The 15,466-nt window shown below is 59.3% G+C and carries 12 protein-coding genes and 1 pseudogene; 8 read left to right on the top strand and 5 right to left on the bottom strand.

What is annotated here, in order from left to right:
- Window positions 1-20 precede the first annotated feature (20 nt).
- Window positions 21-1,382, bottom strand: coding sequence for a winged helix-turn-helix domain-containing protein (locus VFO29_00145; GenBank protein ID HET9391916.1), 1,362 nt, complete (start codon window positions 1,380-1,382; stop codon window positions 21-23).
- A 76-nt stretch (window positions 1,383-1,458) separates the two neighbouring features.
- Here VFO29_00145 and VFO29_00140 point away from each other — a divergent pair, with 76 nt between their 5' ends.
- The gene (locus VFO29_00140) at window positions 1,459-2,775 is read left to right on the top strand and encodes an alpha/beta fold hydrolase (protein ID HET9391915.1); all 1,317 of its coding nucleotides are present in this window, start codon (window positions 1,459-1,461) and stop codon (window positions 2,773-2,775) included.
- A 70-nt stretch (window positions 2,776-2,845) separates the two neighbouring features.
- Entirely contained in the window at window positions 2,846-3,508 is a 663-nt protein-coding gene (locus VFO29_00135) for an aspartate/glutamate racemase family protein (GenBank protein HET9391914.1), read from the top strand.
- On the opposite strand, the gene VFO29_00130 is transcribed toward VFO29_00135, so the two are convergent.
- Both VFO29_00130 and VFO29_00125 read right to left on the bottom strand, forming a co-directional pair.
- Window positions 3,505-4,278 (bottom strand): hypothetical protein, encoded by a 774-nt coding sequence (locus tag VFO29_00130; protein ID HET9391913.1) that lies wholly within the window; start codon window positions 4,276-4,278, stop codon window positions 3,505-3,507. The genes VFO29_00135 and VFO29_00130 overlap by 4 nt on opposite strands.
- Entirely contained in the window at window positions 4,265-5,083 is an 819-nt protein-coding gene (locus VFO29_00125) for an ABC transporter permease (GenBank protein ID HET9391912.1), read from the bottom strand. Before VFO29_00125 ends, VFO29_00130 begins: the two co-directional genes overlap by 14 nt.
- Before the next feature lie 52 nt (window positions 5,084-5,135).
- Between VFO29_00125 and VFO29_00120 the strand changes: the two genes are divergently transcribed.
- The 4 genes from VFO29_00120 (at window position 5,136) to VFO29_00105 (ending at window position 8,430) form a co-directional block, all read left to right on the top strand.
- Window positions 5,136-6,524, top strand: a complete 1,389-nt coding sequence (locus VFO29_00120; GenBank protein HET9391911.1) for a tyrosinase family protein — start codon at window positions 5,136-5,138, stop codon at window positions 6,522-6,524.
- A 17-nt stretch (window positions 6,525-6,541) separates the two neighbouring features.
- Entirely contained in the window at window positions 6,542-7,147 is a 606-nt protein-coding gene (locus VFO29_00115; GenBank protein ID HET9391910.1) for a hypothetical protein, read from the top strand.
- A 99-nt stretch (window positions 7,148-7,246) separates the two neighbouring features.
- Complete coding sequence (locus tag VFO29_00110) at window positions 7,247-8,191, top strand: hypothetical protein (protein ID HET9391909.1); 945 nt, start codon at window positions 7,247-7,249, stop codon at window positions 8,189-8,191.
- A gap of 29 nt (window positions 8,192-8,220) precedes the next feature.
- A complete protein-coding gene (locus VFO29_00105; GenBank protein HET9391908.1) occupies window positions 8,221-8,430 on the top strand; it encodes a DUF1059 domain-containing protein in 210 nt (69 codons plus the stop codon).
- Window positions 8,431-8,444: 14 nt separating this feature from the next.
- On the opposite strand, the gene VFO29_00100 is transcribed toward VFO29_00105, so the two are convergent.
- Complete coding sequence (locus VFO29_00100) at window positions 8,445-10,508, bottom strand: M28 family peptidase (GenBank protein ID HET9391907.1); 2,064 nt, start codon at window positions 10,506-10,508, stop codon at window positions 8,445-8,447.
- Window positions 10,509-10,526: 18 nt separating this feature from the next.
- Window positions 10,527-12,029: pseudogene (locus VFO29_00095) on the bottom strand (FAD-dependent oxidoreductase).
- 96 nt (window positions 12,030-12,125) lie between these two features.
- Here VFO29_00095 and VFO29_00090 point away from each other — a divergent pair.
- Complete coding sequence (locus VFO29_00090; protein ID HET9391906.1) at window positions 12,126-13,685, top strand: FAD-binding oxidoreductase; 1,560 nt, start codon at window positions 12,126-12,128, stop codon at window positions 13,683-13,685.
- 86 nt (window positions 13,686-13,771) lie between these two features.
- Complete coding sequence (locus VFO29_00085; protein HET9391905.1) at window positions 13,772-15,463, top strand: multicopper oxidase domain-containing protein; 1,692 nt, start codon at window positions 13,772-13,774, stop codon at window positions 15,461-15,463.
- The last annotated feature ends 3 nt before the right edge of the window (window positions 15,464-15,466 follow it).

The following is a 15,466-nucleotide window of genomic DNA, read 5'->3' as shown; positions in this document are numbered from 1 at the left end:
GTGGTCCTATTTGACGCGGGTTAAGATACTAGCTCATTTCCCAACGACCGAAAACGCGGATCGTAGCGATCGAGTTCAGCGAGCCATCTGAACGGTTTGAGCTGAGCGAGCATCTTTTTCGCGCTCTTCCGCTCGCCCGCCGTAAGGTAAAAGAGCGCGGCTTCGAACGGATCGGCGCGATTGAGGGCAACGAGTCTGTCCATTCCGGCGATTGCTTCCGTGCGATGAGCTCTTCCCTCAATGAGGAATTCAAGTCGCGACCGGTCCGCGAGAGCATACGGCCGTTCCGACGGAAGCCGGGCTGCGAGCGTTTTCAGAGTTTGGATCGCATCGCGCAGTTTTCCGCGCTGCTCCTGAGCGCAGGCCAGCACGAGCCAAGCGGACGCGTCGTTAGGCTGCAGACGCAGCGCCTCGATCGCCAAGGGAACGGCCTCGTCGGGTTGCCGCGCGTACGTGTAAGCGCGGGCCAGCCATCGCGCGTAAACCTCTGAGGTTGGATCGAGCCGATGAGCCGTTTGCAGTTCCGTTATCGCATCGCGCGTCCGCCCATCGGAAAGGAGCACTTCACCGAGCCAGTGATGCGCCTGGGCGTTTGCCCCATCCGCAGCCAGCGACGCACGGAGGTCGCGCTCGGCTGCCGCTCGATCGTTTCCGAAGCGGTACGCGATTAGGCCGGATGCTGCCAGGCCTTGGGAGCTCCGCGGGTCGCGTTTTAGCGCTTCATCACGATAGGCTTTTGCCAAGGCGACCAAGGAGCGTTGCGCGCGCGAGCCCTCGGGCTTAAACTGCGCCAGCAGCGCATAGGCCGAGGCCACGGAAGCGTAGCCGATGGCGTTTTTCGGCGCGAGCCGGGCCGTCTGTTTGAAGTACGCTAGCGCATAATTCAAATTGTCTTCGGTGCGCAGATTGAGGTGATAGATCCCAAGCGTGTATGCCTCGCGAGCGCCTACCGGCAATCGCTCCTCACGCGGCACTGCCGGCAAAATCAGCGCGAGTAGAAGTACGGCGCCGGCAAAGAAGGCTGCACGCTTCCACGCCGCATCCCACGCGGCTACCGCAGGCTCTCGTACCGGCCGCACCTCTTTGGCAAAGCGATAACCGATTCGGGGAACCGTTTCGATGAAATCTCGACCGTCGCCGTCCGGATCGAGGATGCGCCGCAACAGGTAGATGTGTTGCGAAAGGTTCGCATCTTCGGTCTCACTTGCCGGCCACAACCGCTCAAAGATGCCCTCGCGCGTCAGAACGCCGCCCTCACTAGCCGCGAACAGCAGCAAGAGTTCGAACGTCTTGGCACTCAGCGGCAGCGCCTTACCATCCCGCAACAGCTGGCGCCTGCGTTCGTCCAGCACATATCGATCGAACTCGAGGCGCGACGTCATGGCTTCAATTTTTTCTCATCCTGCTTTTTGATGCCTGTTTAAAGACTTCGACGGGCAACTACGGCGAGAATGTTACATGCGCCGGACGGGAACCGTACAGGCTTTTTTCATTCTTGCCATTTTGTGTGGGTGGGTTACTCCGGCTTTCGCCTCGCTGCCACGGCACGGGCTACTCGGAACGGCCGTGGCAATGCAGAATGGCCGCGTGGTCGTCTCTGCTATTGTGCCGGGATCTTCTGCGGAAGCCGCCGGTGTCCAAAAAGGCGATGTGATCCAAAGCGTAGACGGCACCACAGTGTCGACCGTCGAGGATTTCTTGTCCAAGGTTAGACGGCCTGGAGGCACTCCCGTAACATTGACCCTCGAGCGCGGGACTCACCCGGTTACGCTAACGATAGTCATGCGCAGCGCGCCGGATGAAAACTTTCTCGACGTCCAGACGAGCTACCAAAGCGTGACAATTGACGGCACGCTGCGCCGAACCTTGGTCACATCGCCAATCGGTGCTCGCGGAAAACTGCCGGCGGTTTTTATGATCGGCGGGATCGGATGCTTTTCCATGGACACAACCAATACCCAAGACGGTTATCGCAACGTCGCACATGATTTAAGCGTACTCGGCTTTGTTGTAATGCGCCTCGAAAAGAGCGGCGTAGGCGACAGCCAGGGACCGCCCTGCGCGTCGGTCGATTTCAACACTGAATATCACTCCTACGAGATTGCCTACGCCGCGTTTTTGCAAAATCCGCTGGTGGATCCGGCACGCGTATACATCTTTGGCCATAGCATCGGCACCGTTGTCGCTCCCCGCCTCGCGCTGGAATTTCCAACGGCAGGAGTGATTGTCGCGGATGGAGTCGCCGTCAACTGGTTTGAGTACGAGCTCATAAATCTGCAACGCCAGGAAATTCTCAGCGGCTCGACCCCTTTCCAAGTCGATGAGTCGGTGGCCAAAAAGGAATATTGCATGCACCGGCTGCTCATCGAGAAGGCTAGTCCCGAGCAGATCCTTGCCGTTCGGCCGGATTGCAAAGACTACATTCAGTATCCGGCTCCGCCCGCTTATATGCAGCAGGTAGCAGCACTCAACATTGCCGAGGCCTGGATGAGCGTGCACGTGCCCGTGCTCGCTCTCTACGGCCAGGCCGACTTCGTCACCGCCGAGTCCGATCACAAACGCATAGTCGACATCGTAAACTCGCACCAACCAAATAGTGCGACCTTAAAGATCATTCCCGACATGAATCATTATCTTCAGATTGCTGCGTCGCAGACGGCAGCTATAAAACAGCTTACGGATAACACTCCAGGCGCCTACAACAAGAGGTTCAGCGGGGAACTAGCCGCGTGGCTTTGCCGGCGCGAACGTTGCCCTGCACTCAGCAATAACTAAAGATTCGTTCAAACGCGCCCTGGAGCAAATACCGAGCCGCTTGTCGAATGTGGCGTAAGCTCGTGAAGCCATGACACTGGGACTTATCGGCGGCCTCGGCGTTCCCGCAGGCATACATTACTATGAGAGCATTGTTCGCGCATCGCCGGACAAGAGCGCGGTCTTGCTGGCGGAGGCGGATTTCGAGACGGCGCGCGACTTCGTCGTGGCCGGAGATACAGAAGCTCTATCGCAATATCTCGCCGGCATGCTGACTTCTTTGTCACGCGAGGGCGCGACGATTGGCGCGGTCGCCGCGGTGACGCCGCATGTCTGCCTCGAGCAACTGCGCTCGGCCTCGCCGATACCGATCATCGACTTGCCTTCCGCTTTAAATGCGGCGCTGGCGGAACGCGGACTGCGCCGCGTCAGCCTGTTCGGCACCAGCTTCGTAATCGAAACCGATCTCTTTGGCTGCTTAGATGTGGAGGTCGTTAAGCCAACGCCGGAAGAGATCCGAGATATCGACGCGATTTACACCAGACTGGCCCGCGGCGGCGAGGGCACCATGAGCGATCGCGAGCGCCTCTCGGACATTGCGCGGAGGTTACTCGAGAAGGAACATGTGGACGCAATCGTACTCGCGGGAACGGACTTCGTCGCGCTATACGACGCACAACCACCTGACTTCCCCACGATCGACGCTTCGCGAGTCCATATTGACGCAATCATCAAGCGAATGGCCCAGGGCTAACGCGGCTGTTGCTGCGCGCCCGAACCAAATATCGCCCGTCTCGCGAGCTCAATCGAGAAAACGGCTAGGAAGATACAAATGCCGGGCAAGACGGCCGCCCACCACTGGTCCTGTAAAGAACTCTCGGCACCTGCGAGCATATTGCCCCAAGACGGCGTCGGCGCCTGAACTCCGAAGCCCAAGAAGTCGACAGTCGACAGAATCAGAATCGCACTTCGCCAATTTCGAGCGGTCTGGTTCATCAGTAAACGGTGACTCGCTGTCATCACTGCAAAGCGAGTTACTTGCGGCCAAACCACCGCCGCCAGCAGAATTGCCAGTTCCCACCAACTCGGCGCAAACAAACTATTGTGCCTAAACGACATGAGCGACACCACGGCCGCCGCTATAGGCCAAGCGGGAATGCATGCGACTGCGTCTGCCGCGCGCATGACAATGAATCGCACGATTGAGCCGCCATAACGCGCCGCGGCACGGAGAACGAACGCACCGGCAAGGGCGATAATCGCTGCCACAAAGCTGATCCACAGCGTAACCCAACCGCCGACCACCAAGCGCGCGAACTCGTCCCGGGCGTTTTCGTCGGCTCCCAGGGCGTGCCCGCCGCACGTTGCAGCATCTTGGAAGCATGGCGGTATCGGATTACCCCGCCAATGGACCTCGTCAATTTTGAAGGCGTTGTCTCTTAGAATGATGCTGCCGGCAAAAAACGCCGCGAGTATCACCGCCACGACGGTCGCCGCGATAACCTCGCGCTTACGCAACATCATTAGCGACTCCGAAGGGATCATCCGGAAGAAACGTCTCAGCGATAAAACGCAAAGTCAGCACGCAGAGCGCCGCAAGCAGCAGCACGCCCGAGAAAAGCCTGAAATCCCCTTGATCTGCTGCTATGAAAACCAAGCGCCCTGCGCCCGGCCATGCAAAGATCGGTTCAATAATAAACGTGGCACCGATAACTGCGGGCAATCTCCAAGCAAATGTCGCAAACGCGCCGGCAACCCAGTCTCTTGCCGCTGTCGAGCGGCCGGCGGCCGTCCGGCGGCTCCGAGCGTATTCCATCAGCGGCTGAATCTGGAAAAGCGCCAAAGTCACGGCTGGGAGGATCAAGTGTGAAAGGCGATCGTCTAAATCGAAGCGATCGGAGCTTGCGAACCTATCATATGGGAACCCATGCCCAAACAACGCGACAAGGACTTGCAGCATGAGTGCTAGCCAGAAAACCGGCACGGACTCCAGTGCAAGGACGACATACCCGGCAATGCGGCTAAGAACCGAAGAAGGCGATCGTGACGACAAGAAAGCTATTACGAACCCAACGGTCAGTGCGATCGCAAACGACACGACGATCAGTTCGAGCGAAAACGGTAAGCGCTCAAAAAAGGCCGCAACAACCGGCGCGGAATAGGCTCGCGAGTATCCAAAGTCTCCGGCGAGGATCTTGCCCAGCCAGGGCAAGAATTGCGTCGAAGGGATCGCGGCTTTTAAGAGAGCGAAAACGATCAACGTTATCGCGATCGCCGTTGCCAGCGCTTTGCCTAGATTTATGGCGGCGGCTTTGAACCAATCCCGCATGCGATTTGCCTTTTGCCGAGGACGGCGTATTGTCCCCGCCTAAAAGACGGCTATGAACCGGCGCCTCTTTGTGCTTTCGGGTTCGGCGGCTGCGCTGGCGGCGTGTTCGAGCTCGTCAGCTCCGAACGTGCCGTCGGGAGCGGCCTCAAGCACATTAGTGCGTCAAGAGGTCACCGAGTTCTCCGCAAATGCGGCGCTCGTCAAAGCGTTTCGCGACGGCGTCAAAGCGATGATGAACTTTGCCGATATCACCGATACGCGCAGCTGGCAGTTCTGGCACAACAGCCACTGGATGGCAACGGGAACGCCGCCCGCCTCGATGGCCGCGGTCTGGAACCAATGCCCGCATCGCAAGCCGTATTTTTATGCGTGGCACCGGGCGTTCTTGTTCTTCTTCGAAGCTGCGCTGCGCACGGCCTCAGGCAATCCGAACTTTGCGCTGCCGTATTGGGACTATTACAAACATCCGCAGCTGCCCGACATCTTCGCGCATCCGCTGCTCGCGGACGGCACGGCGAATCCGCTGTATTGGCCTAATCGCGAAGGCAGCGTCGTAACCGGCTTAACCTTTGAAGCTTTCGACCCGGCGCTCACGACATTCAATCGCGATCCGGCCAACGCCGATACGTTCGAGCAGGTGATAGAGGGCAATCCGCACGGGCACGTGCACGACATGGTCGGCGGAGACATGGGCGAAGTGCCCACCGCCGCAGCGGATCCGATTTTTTGGGTGCATCACTGTAACGTTGATCGGCTGTGGGCCGCGTGGATCAATGCGGGCGGCGGCCGCCGGCTGCCGAGCTCGGGCGACCCCTGGTATAACAAGTCGTTCACTTTTAATACGTCTGGCGCATGGACGCTCAGCGTACCGGGCGTGCTCGACACAACGCAATTGAACTACACGTACAGCGATCTGACGCTGCCGGTGGCGCCGCCGGGCTCGATCGTTCCGGAAGTTGCTATCGCGCGAAGCCTGAGCGGTCACGTTCAACAACTCACGCATGCGCAATCGCAGGTCGCCGGCGCGTTTTCGCTTGACTTGCGGCCGCTTCAAGTGACCATACCGGTCACGGCGTCGCAGATCGATGCAGCCGCAGTCCTCATTCTCGACGGCGCGCAGCTCACGGGCCAAGGTAATTTCAGCGGTTACAGCTACAACCTGTATGCGAATCTTCCCAGCGGCGCAGTTCCGGAGAATGAGGAGATCGATTTCAATCTCGGCCAGCTGGGCACGTTCGCGTTCTCAATCGAGTCGATGAACGCTGTCGGCGGAAACGTGCAGATCACCTATCCAATCGGCCGAGTCATCGCGCAACAGCTCAGCGCGGGGCTGGCGCCTTCCACGAACGTTACCATAACGTTCATACCGTTCGGCGATCCCAATAACGACGCGGCCACGACACCGATGATGTCGTTTAGGCAACTCTTACTGCAAGGCTGATTGAAACGGAGCCGTTTATGAAACGCATCGCGACGGTCATTACCATTTTTGCAAGCATGGCTTTCTTGCTGGGGCCCTTTCCGGCAGCACATGCGGGGACGCTTCCCAACATCAGTGGAACGTGGTACATGGGCGGCAACCACTCGAAGCGCTGTCACATCAGCCAGAGCGGCAACTCGATTACGCTTCGGAATGAACGCGGTGAAAACGCGACCGGGTCGTTCGTCGATCCCAGTCACATCACCACCAAGTGGCCGGAGTCGGCGTACACCCCGATGGGACCAAAGCTTCAAATCGACGGCCGGATCTCGGGTAATCTCAGCACGATCTTGTGGAGCAACTCCACCTACTGGACGCGTTCAGCGGAAGGTGCGCACGCGCTACCGGATATTAGCGGAACGTGGTTCATGGGCGGAGATCCATCCAAGCGCTGTCACATCCGCCAACGCGGCAGTGCGCTTACGCTAACGAACGAAACGGGTCAAACCGCAACGGGATCGTTTGTAAATCAGCGCCGCATTACTACGAATTGGTCGGGGCGCCAGGTCGAGGGCCATCTCTCGAGCGATTTTCAGCGAATCGACTGGAATAATTCCACGCGCTGGACGCGCGGCAGTTACTAGCGCGGCAGCAACGCGTTTGACTTACCAGTTCAGATTATTGTAACCTAACAGAAAGTAGACCTAAGAAATTAGGTCTAGGCGGCGCGACGCACCACTTCCATGGGAGCAGTCATGATGTTTCTGGCTTTGCCGCTCATTGCGGCCGTGTCGACCGCCCCGGCCTCGCCTAGCCCCGACGACACGCGTAACATCGCACTCAGTACGGCAATCGTGCAGCGTATCGGCGACCAGCTGTGGCCGAACTGGGCCCAAACCGAATTTGCGATCGACCTGTTGACCGCCAACGGTCCCGCGGCAATAAATTTTTCCAAGCCTATTGCGCCACCGGCGTTTCCAACGAACTTGGAGGCGACGTTTCCACTCTCCAACGGCGTGCCGACGATCGTCATCGGCGAGCCTCAGTTTACGCAGGCCAATACGCCCATACGCTGGAGCGTGACGCTCCTGCACGAGCATTTTCATCAATGGCAGTACACGTGGCCGGATTATCTCACCGCGATAAAGGCCCTCGATCTTGCTCCGCCTGGCGACACGAACGCCATGTGGATGCTGAACTATCCCTTCCCCTATAAAGACACACAAACGGACGCCGGTTACGTTCAGCTCGCCCATCAGCTCGCGGCAGCCGTGAGGGCTATAGGCACACCGGGTTTTCGCCCGGCTGCGGCCGCGTACATAACTGCGCGCAAGGCCTTCGCGTCGAAGCTGGCGCCCGCCGATTATAAGTATTTCGCATTTCAATGCTGGCAAGAAGGCGTGGCTCGCTATACCGAGATCATGGTGGGACGCCTGGCTGCCGGCGAGCATCAACGCGACCCTTCATTTTTGACGGACACGGAAGCTACGGCGCTGGCGCAGGATTCGTCGGCGACCTACGATCGGACACTCAAACGGCTGGAGACGAAGGCGCTCTCGGAGGACGAGCGCGTGAATTTCTATGCGTTTGGCGCGGGCGAAGCGCTCATACTCGATCAACTTGATCCGGGCTGGCGCACGCGCTACTTTTCCGCGAACCTCGATTTAGGCGCATTGCTTACGTCATAACGGCCCGCGGATCGGGGTACTAATGGGGCATGAAGACAATGCAATGCAAGGATCTCGGCGGTGTGTGTGACCAAAAATTGACGGCTGGATCGTGGGACGAAATGGTACAAACGATGACCAAACACGTTATGGAAAAGCATCCGGACGTGGCCAAGAAAATGGAACAGATGCACAACGAAGATCCGCAGCGATGGGGCAAAGAGAATAAGCCCAAATGGGAGGCGGCCCCCGACGTCTGACCTGGCCGCGCGGCTTACTTCAGCGCGTTCGTTGCAGCCTCGACGGCCGCGGTAAAGCGATCGACCGCGGCCTGTTGGGCTTTCGGATCATCGCCTGCGTACGTCACCTCCGGATAGGGGGCGAGCACGCGGTCAATCGTGTGATAGTACCTGTTGAACGACAGCCCCGACGGGATGTAGAACGCGTCGCGAACCGATTGCTCCTTTGCGCCGAGCTGCTGCATCGTTGCAACGTCGCCGGCGGCTTCGGCCCGCGCCATCGCATCGTCGGTCGACTTCGCCGCAGCTGAAAAATTCGCAAGCGCTTGCGCGAGCATTTGCACGTTGATTTTATTCGTCGCGATACCCGGCAACGACGCCATGTCTTTCGTGAACTGCGCCGGCATCTCCGAAATCCGTAGCGGATCGACCGTTGCCCCGGCCGCGCGCATCGCTTGAATGCCGGTGAGCTGCGCGCACGCGACGGCTTCCTTCAGTCCCGGATCGTAGGTGCGTATACCGTCGAGGTTGTCTTCGGCAGTATGGTGCGCGCCGAACGATCCATAGAAGCCGTTGGACGAGCTCGGGATGCCCAAGATATAGGCGAAGTTCTGATGATCGGATCCGCCGGTCATCGGATTGAGGAGCGGACGGCGTTCGGTCGCGCTGTGCGCGCTGAGCATCCGGCCGTCGGGTCCCGGGATGCCGTCCGCAATCTGCTGGAGGAACGCAAACAGACCGACCGTCGAGCTGATGACGAACGGTTTTCCCGTAGTGAGCTGGTCGGTGTTGATATATTGAAACAGGTTCGCGCGAAGCACGGGACCGGTCTGGTAGATGTAGGACGCCGATCCCCACAGGCCGAGCTCGTGTCCGTCCCACGACGCGATCTCGATGGTGCGCTGGGGACGATAGCCTTGCAGCACGAGCGCATGCAGCGCGTCGGCATCTTGCATCATCACCGTCGTGCCGCTGCCGGGATCGATTACTCCGAACGCCATGGCGTCGCGGTGGCTGCCAATCATAACGATCGAATTAGGCATCGAGCTGCCCTTCAGATCGCCGAACACGTTGTAAATCGTTGTGAGATGGCGCGTCATCTTCACGTGCACGTGCACGCGCTGATTACCGCCGACGTGCTGCACGAATTCATACATGGGGTGCCAGTCTTGCGGAACAACTGCGCCGTTCATGCCGGAAAGCAGCGCGCGTGCAGTGCTCTGCGTGATGCTCATCTCGGGCATCGTCGAGTGCGGCAATTGCGCATAAGGAATGTGCGGAATGCCGGGCAGCGGCGCTTGCCCCGGGAGTGTTGGATCACCGGGCGGCGCGCCGGTGGACAGGCCTTTGAGAGGCGACGGTCCGCTTATCCGTTCGGCCATGTTCGTATTTTTGTAATTGCCGTTCGGCCAGGTCTGGCCGCCGCCGTATCCGGTCGTGCCGGGGTCCATGAATTCGAGTATCGCTTTGACGCCGCGCGCCGCCAGCTGGTCATATTGATTGAACTTTGGATCGAATGGGCGCGGGGGGCCCGCGGCCGGCGGCGCCGACATCCGAATGATAACGACGGCGCCGCGCAGATTCACGTGCATCGCGTCGAGCAGTTCCAAGTCGTCTTTGGAGGCGGTGTTGACGTAATAGACCGGTCCGGTTACATCGCCGTCGCCGGAATTTTCCATAAATGGCGGGCCGGCCATGCGCTCCCACTTCGTGTGCGGCGCTGTGCCTTCGAGCAGATCAAACGCATGCGCGCGCGGTGAAACCAGCGCCAGCGATTGTTCGGTGGGGCTCGTGAACCACACGCTGTACCGGACGACCCGCGTCGTAAATCCGTCCCGAGCGAGCCTCTGCTGCACGAATTGCGCTGTCGCCAGGTCCGCCGCCGTTCCGGCACGATGGGGCAGCGACGAAATGTGCAACTCGATCGCGCGCGCGTTGGCGGCGCTGGGCACACGCATCATCGTGCGCTCGTATTGGAGCTCCTGCGAAACCGCCGGACCTTGCGCCCAGCCGACGATTCCGGGCGAAGCAGCCGGCGTCGCGAGCGGAGCTATCAATGCCAACGGAAGTATCAGAGTCACCATACGAAAATTGCGCATCGTGAACTCTTAGGCCGGTTAGCTCGTGACCTCCTTTGCGGCGCGCTCGCCCGATTGCACGGCTCCGCTGAACGAAGCGTAGGGATAGGTGGACGTGTCTACGCCGGCCCAGTGCACGAATTGAAAGGGCTCGCGGATCGCCGGTCCGTTGCCTAACGTCGTGTAAACGCCGGGGCCGGGCACGGCGGCGAAATCGCCGCGCGTAAATTCGTCCATCGCCCAATTCCATTCGAAATACGCATCGGGCTCCGGGTTCTGCGGCAGTACTGCCGGAAACGTGACCCGAGTCGAAAGGCGACCGGCCTCCTCGCCGAACCGGTGGACGAGCTCTTTGAGGACTTCCTTTTTTCGATCCGCGCGGCTCATTTTATCGAATTGGCGCGCGCCATCTCCGGCGAGAAACGCGTTCATAAGACCCGGCGAATCTTTTTCCACGCCCGCGTCGCGAGCATTCACGACCACGTCGCCGGGGGCAATCGAAACGGACTCTCCGTTGAAACCTTTGCTTCGCCAAAACGCCGTATCGTAACAGAGCCAGATCTTCCAACATTCGCCCTGCGGCATACGCTGCTGCAGCTGGGCGCGCGGTATCGGCAGCACCGGGTCGAAACGGATGAAACTCGCCATCGCCGTCCCGGTCGCCACGATCGCGCGCTTGGCGCGGACTGAAATCATCTCTGAACTCACGGTCACGCCGTTCGCATCCTGGGTGATCTGGCGCACCGGACAGTTCAAATGCAACGCATCACCGAGCTTGGCCGCCATGCGTTTGGCCATCTCTTGCGCGCCGTTATTCACTCGGAATTCTTCTGCTTCGCCCTCTCCCGAACCGATCGTATTCATAAAGCTGCCGTCGAATGTCCTGAGCATCCAAAGCAAATGAAGCAGCGACGCCGACGCCGTGCTTACACCAAGGATTCCTACAAAGGCGTTTGTTAGCAACGTGCGGGCTTCGGGCGTCGACATGTTGAGGCTGAGCCATGTTTCCACCGACATCGTATCGGCTTCGCGCGACGTTTTTGGGTTGAACGTCAGCGTGTCTGGAAGTTCAACGACGTCCCAGGGGCTTTCGAGGTGAACCGCCGCGGCCATATCGTTGAGCGCAAACACCGTAGTGCCAAGTTCGGCTTGCGCCAGCTCCCCGATGTTCGGCACGCCGGCAAGCCCGAGTATGTTGTCTTTGTTGAGCGGCTCGTAGAACGAAACTTTACCCTTTGCATCTACGAAAACGGTTTTGCCGTGCTCGCCTCCCGTGAACTGCCGGTAGGGCAGTACATCCAGCTCTTTCATGAGGCGCCGTATATCCGGTTGCACTTTTTCATTGCCTACCCACGCGCCGCCGATGTCGAAGTGCGTTCCGTCGGAGAGATGCTCGGACCAGACGCGGCCGCCAAAGCGCGGGGCAGCCTCGAGTAAAACCACAGAATGCTTTTGCTGTTGCAGCCGGTACGCAGCCGTTAAGCCCGCATATCCCGCCCCGACGACGCAAAAATCCGCCTCAAGCTTTTGAACTGCCATGGCAAAAACGCCCCTCTTCTTTGGTCGGGTTCACAGCAGGCGACCGAAAGCCTGCTCGCCTGGCGCTCGTGCGCGAGGGACCCGAACTTCACGTCGAACATGAAAATGATGCAAAAGATCGACCGCCGGCACTTCATAGAGGCTGCGGCGTCGGCCGCGGCCTTAGGTGGAATAGGTCTTCCGCTAAGCGCGCGTTCGGCAGCGCCTCTTGCCCAACTGCGCTCCGCCGTTCGCGGCCACGTCATAACGCCGGCGGATTCTGCATACCGCTCGAAGAGTGAACCGTGGAACGCAAGGTTTGCAAACGTGCTCCCCGCCGCGATCGTTATCGTCGCTGACGCACACGATGTGGGGCGCACGATCGCGTTCGCGCGAGAACATGGGCTGCCATTCGTGGTGCGAAACGGCGGCCATAGTTTTGCCGGGTTCTCCGCCAGTCATGGATTGATTGTCGACGTGAGCGCGCTGCGCGAGGTTCGCATCGATAGTAAGAACCAGCGCGCAACGTTCGGCGCCGGTTTTACGAATCTGGCCTTGTATGAAAGGCTCTGGCCTGCTCGCATGTCGCTGCCTGCCGGCACGTGTCCCACGGTCGGCGTAACCGGATTGAGCCAAGCCGGAGGATTCGGGCGCCTTTCGCGACTTTACGGGTTGACGTGCGACAACATCCTGGAGTTGAAGGTGGTCGATGCGTCCGGTGACGTCTTAACTGCGAGCGACACGCAACATTCCGATTTGCTCTGGGCATGTCGCGGCGGCGGTGGCGGCAATTTTGGCGCGGTCGTCGAGCTTACGGCGCGGATTCATCCAGTCGACATGTCCTTCACGGAGATCGCGTACACTTTTCCATTGTTGCATGGCTTGCGCGTTTTGACCGCGATGCAGGACTGGATCGAAACGTTGCCGCCACGCGGGCACGTTTGGGCTGAAATCGTGAACCGTGCGCCGTCGGAAGGCGCGAAAATCATCGTCGAGTTTACGTTAGCAGGATCGGAGAAAGAGGCGTTTGGGCTCGGACACGAGTTTCTTAGTGCAGCCGGCGTAAAGCCGAGCGCAACGTCCGTTGAAACCGGGCCGTACATCTCAACGCAACGCGGCTCCGTGTGCGCGGCGCTTCGCCTGGAAGAATGCGCGTATACGGGTGTTTCCGGCAGCGGCCGGATTCCGCGACCGGCCTTCTATGCAAAATCCGATCTCATTCGCAAGAAATGGCCGGCGGAAGCATTTTCGGCGCTCATCGAAGCGATTGCACGTCGTCAGGCCGATCGCGTGCTCACTCCTGCGAATTTCAATCCCGCGACGCAGATCGGCAAGGTCGCGTTCGAATCGGCGGGCGGCGCGATCTCGCAACCGGGGCTCGACGCGATGGCATTCGCGCACCGCGACATCCGGATCGTAACGCAGTACCAAGCGCGCTGGCAGCCCGGCTCCCCGGCATCGGTGGCGCGCGCCAATATCGCATGGACCCAAGCGATGTACGATTCCGTTCGGCCATGGCTTTCGGGCAGCGCATACCAAGGATATGCGGATCCATTTCTTTCAGACTGGCAACACCAATACTACGGCACGCATGTGGCGCGCTTAAACGAAATCAAACACAAGTACGATCCGGAGAATGTCTTTACGTACGCCCAGTCTCTAGGGCGGCATAGTCCATAGGACTTACTTCCGGTAGCGCATCCTAGGCTCGCGGAGGACCTTGGCGCCGTGGCATGCGAACTGGGGGCTAGTTACGTGAGGTCGTTATGAATCGACGTCGTTTTGTTTTTGGATCGCTCACCGCCGCGGCGGCGGGCGCGGTTCTGCCCTCCGACGCCTGGTCGTCGCCAATGCGTGGAGGTAAGGTTGACGCGTATACGATTCCCGTCCGCTACGCGACGACGCAGTTCGGCGAACGCGTTTTGCGTACGCGCACCTATGCGGGAAGAACGTACGGCCCGGTAATGACGACCCGTCCCGGCCATCTGCTGCGCGTTAGGATCGTCAACGAGTTACCGTCGAATCGACCGGCGGATCTGCCGGGGGAGCCGCTCGAGATTCCGTTCCCGAAAGACGCGAACGATATGTATCCGGTGGCTACGCGCCTCTCCGCAAGCAAGATCGATCCGATGAACAACCCGCACGAGTTCAATTCGACCAATCTGCACGTTCACGGCGTACAGACAATTCCGCATCTCTTCCAACCGCTCGGAACGAGCAACCCGCACGCGAAGATGATTGCGATCAGGCCCGGCGAGTCGTACCGGTATGACTTTCCGATTCCAGCGGACCACCCCAGCGGGTTGTACTGGTATCATCCACACCTTCACGGCTCGACCGACGTGCAGGTCAGCGGCGGTATGGCCGGCTTACTCGTTATCCGCGGACCGGTCGACGATGTTCCGGAGATCGCGGCGGCACGTGAGATCTTTCTCGTCGTCCAGTCGCTGCAGGTGAACGCAACGCCGAACAAGCCGGACCATTTTGAGCTGGAACCGATCCCGTATGAGTCCCCGAAAAAAGGCGGCTACAATCTGCACACGGATTACGTGATGTTCACCGTCAACGGGCAGGGCGTCACGTGGCTCGATCACACCACAGGACGTGACGGCACGTATACGACATTGCCGCCTCCCGAATTTACGATGCGGCCGGGCGAGGTCGTACGACTGCGGATGCTGACCGGGACCAACGTCATCGTATTGCCGTTGGTGCTGCCGGGCATGGACGTCTATCAGATCGGCGTCGACGGGGTCAACTTCTTGGAGCCCGCGCTCCTGAAACAAACGGGCACGACGATGGTCACTCCAGCCAACGTCTTCGACGGTTCGACGATCCTCGCATCGAGCGGAAACCGGAACGAACTGTTGATTCGCGCCCCGCAGACGCCCGGAACCTATACGCTTTCAGCGGCTGCCAACGATGGCATTTCGGTCAATCCGTATCCGAGGCTCGACTTGGCGAAGTTTGTCGTGAGTGGTACGCCGGTGCACATGGAGATTCCCAAACGTTTGCCGGTTCCCAAACGCGAGTACCCGATCATCACCAAGCAGCAAGTGGTGCGCAATCGCACGGTGACCTTCGATACGGGAACCACGACCGAAATCCTGACGGGGTTTTCCTTTACGGTCAACGGCCAGTTCTACGACGAGATGACCTGCTCGGCTTTTCCGAAAAACGGCACCGCCGAAGAATGGACGATAGAAGCCACCTCAGACATGTGCGGTCATCCGTTTCACTTACACGACAACTCATTTCAGGTCTTCGAAATCAACGGAGAGCCGGTCGATCCTCCGTTGATCTGCGATACGATCTTTGTCCCGCCCAAATACAATGGAAAGCCGGGCACGGTAAAGATGCGCGTGCGCTTTAAAGGATACAAAGGTAAGACCGTCTATCATTGCCACATCTTGCCGCACGAAGACACCGGAATGATGTCGAACATTCTGGTGACATAGCCA

The sequence above is a fragment of the Candidatus Rubrimentiphilum sp. genome, assembly GCA_035710515.1.
Taxonomy (GTDB): domain Bacteria; phylum Vulcanimicrobiota; class Vulcanimicrobiia; order Vulcanimicrobiales; family Vulcanimicrobiaceae; genus Rubrimentiphilum.
Note: the sequence above shows the minus strand (reverse complement) of the source record. Positions and strands in the feature narration are given on the sequence as shown.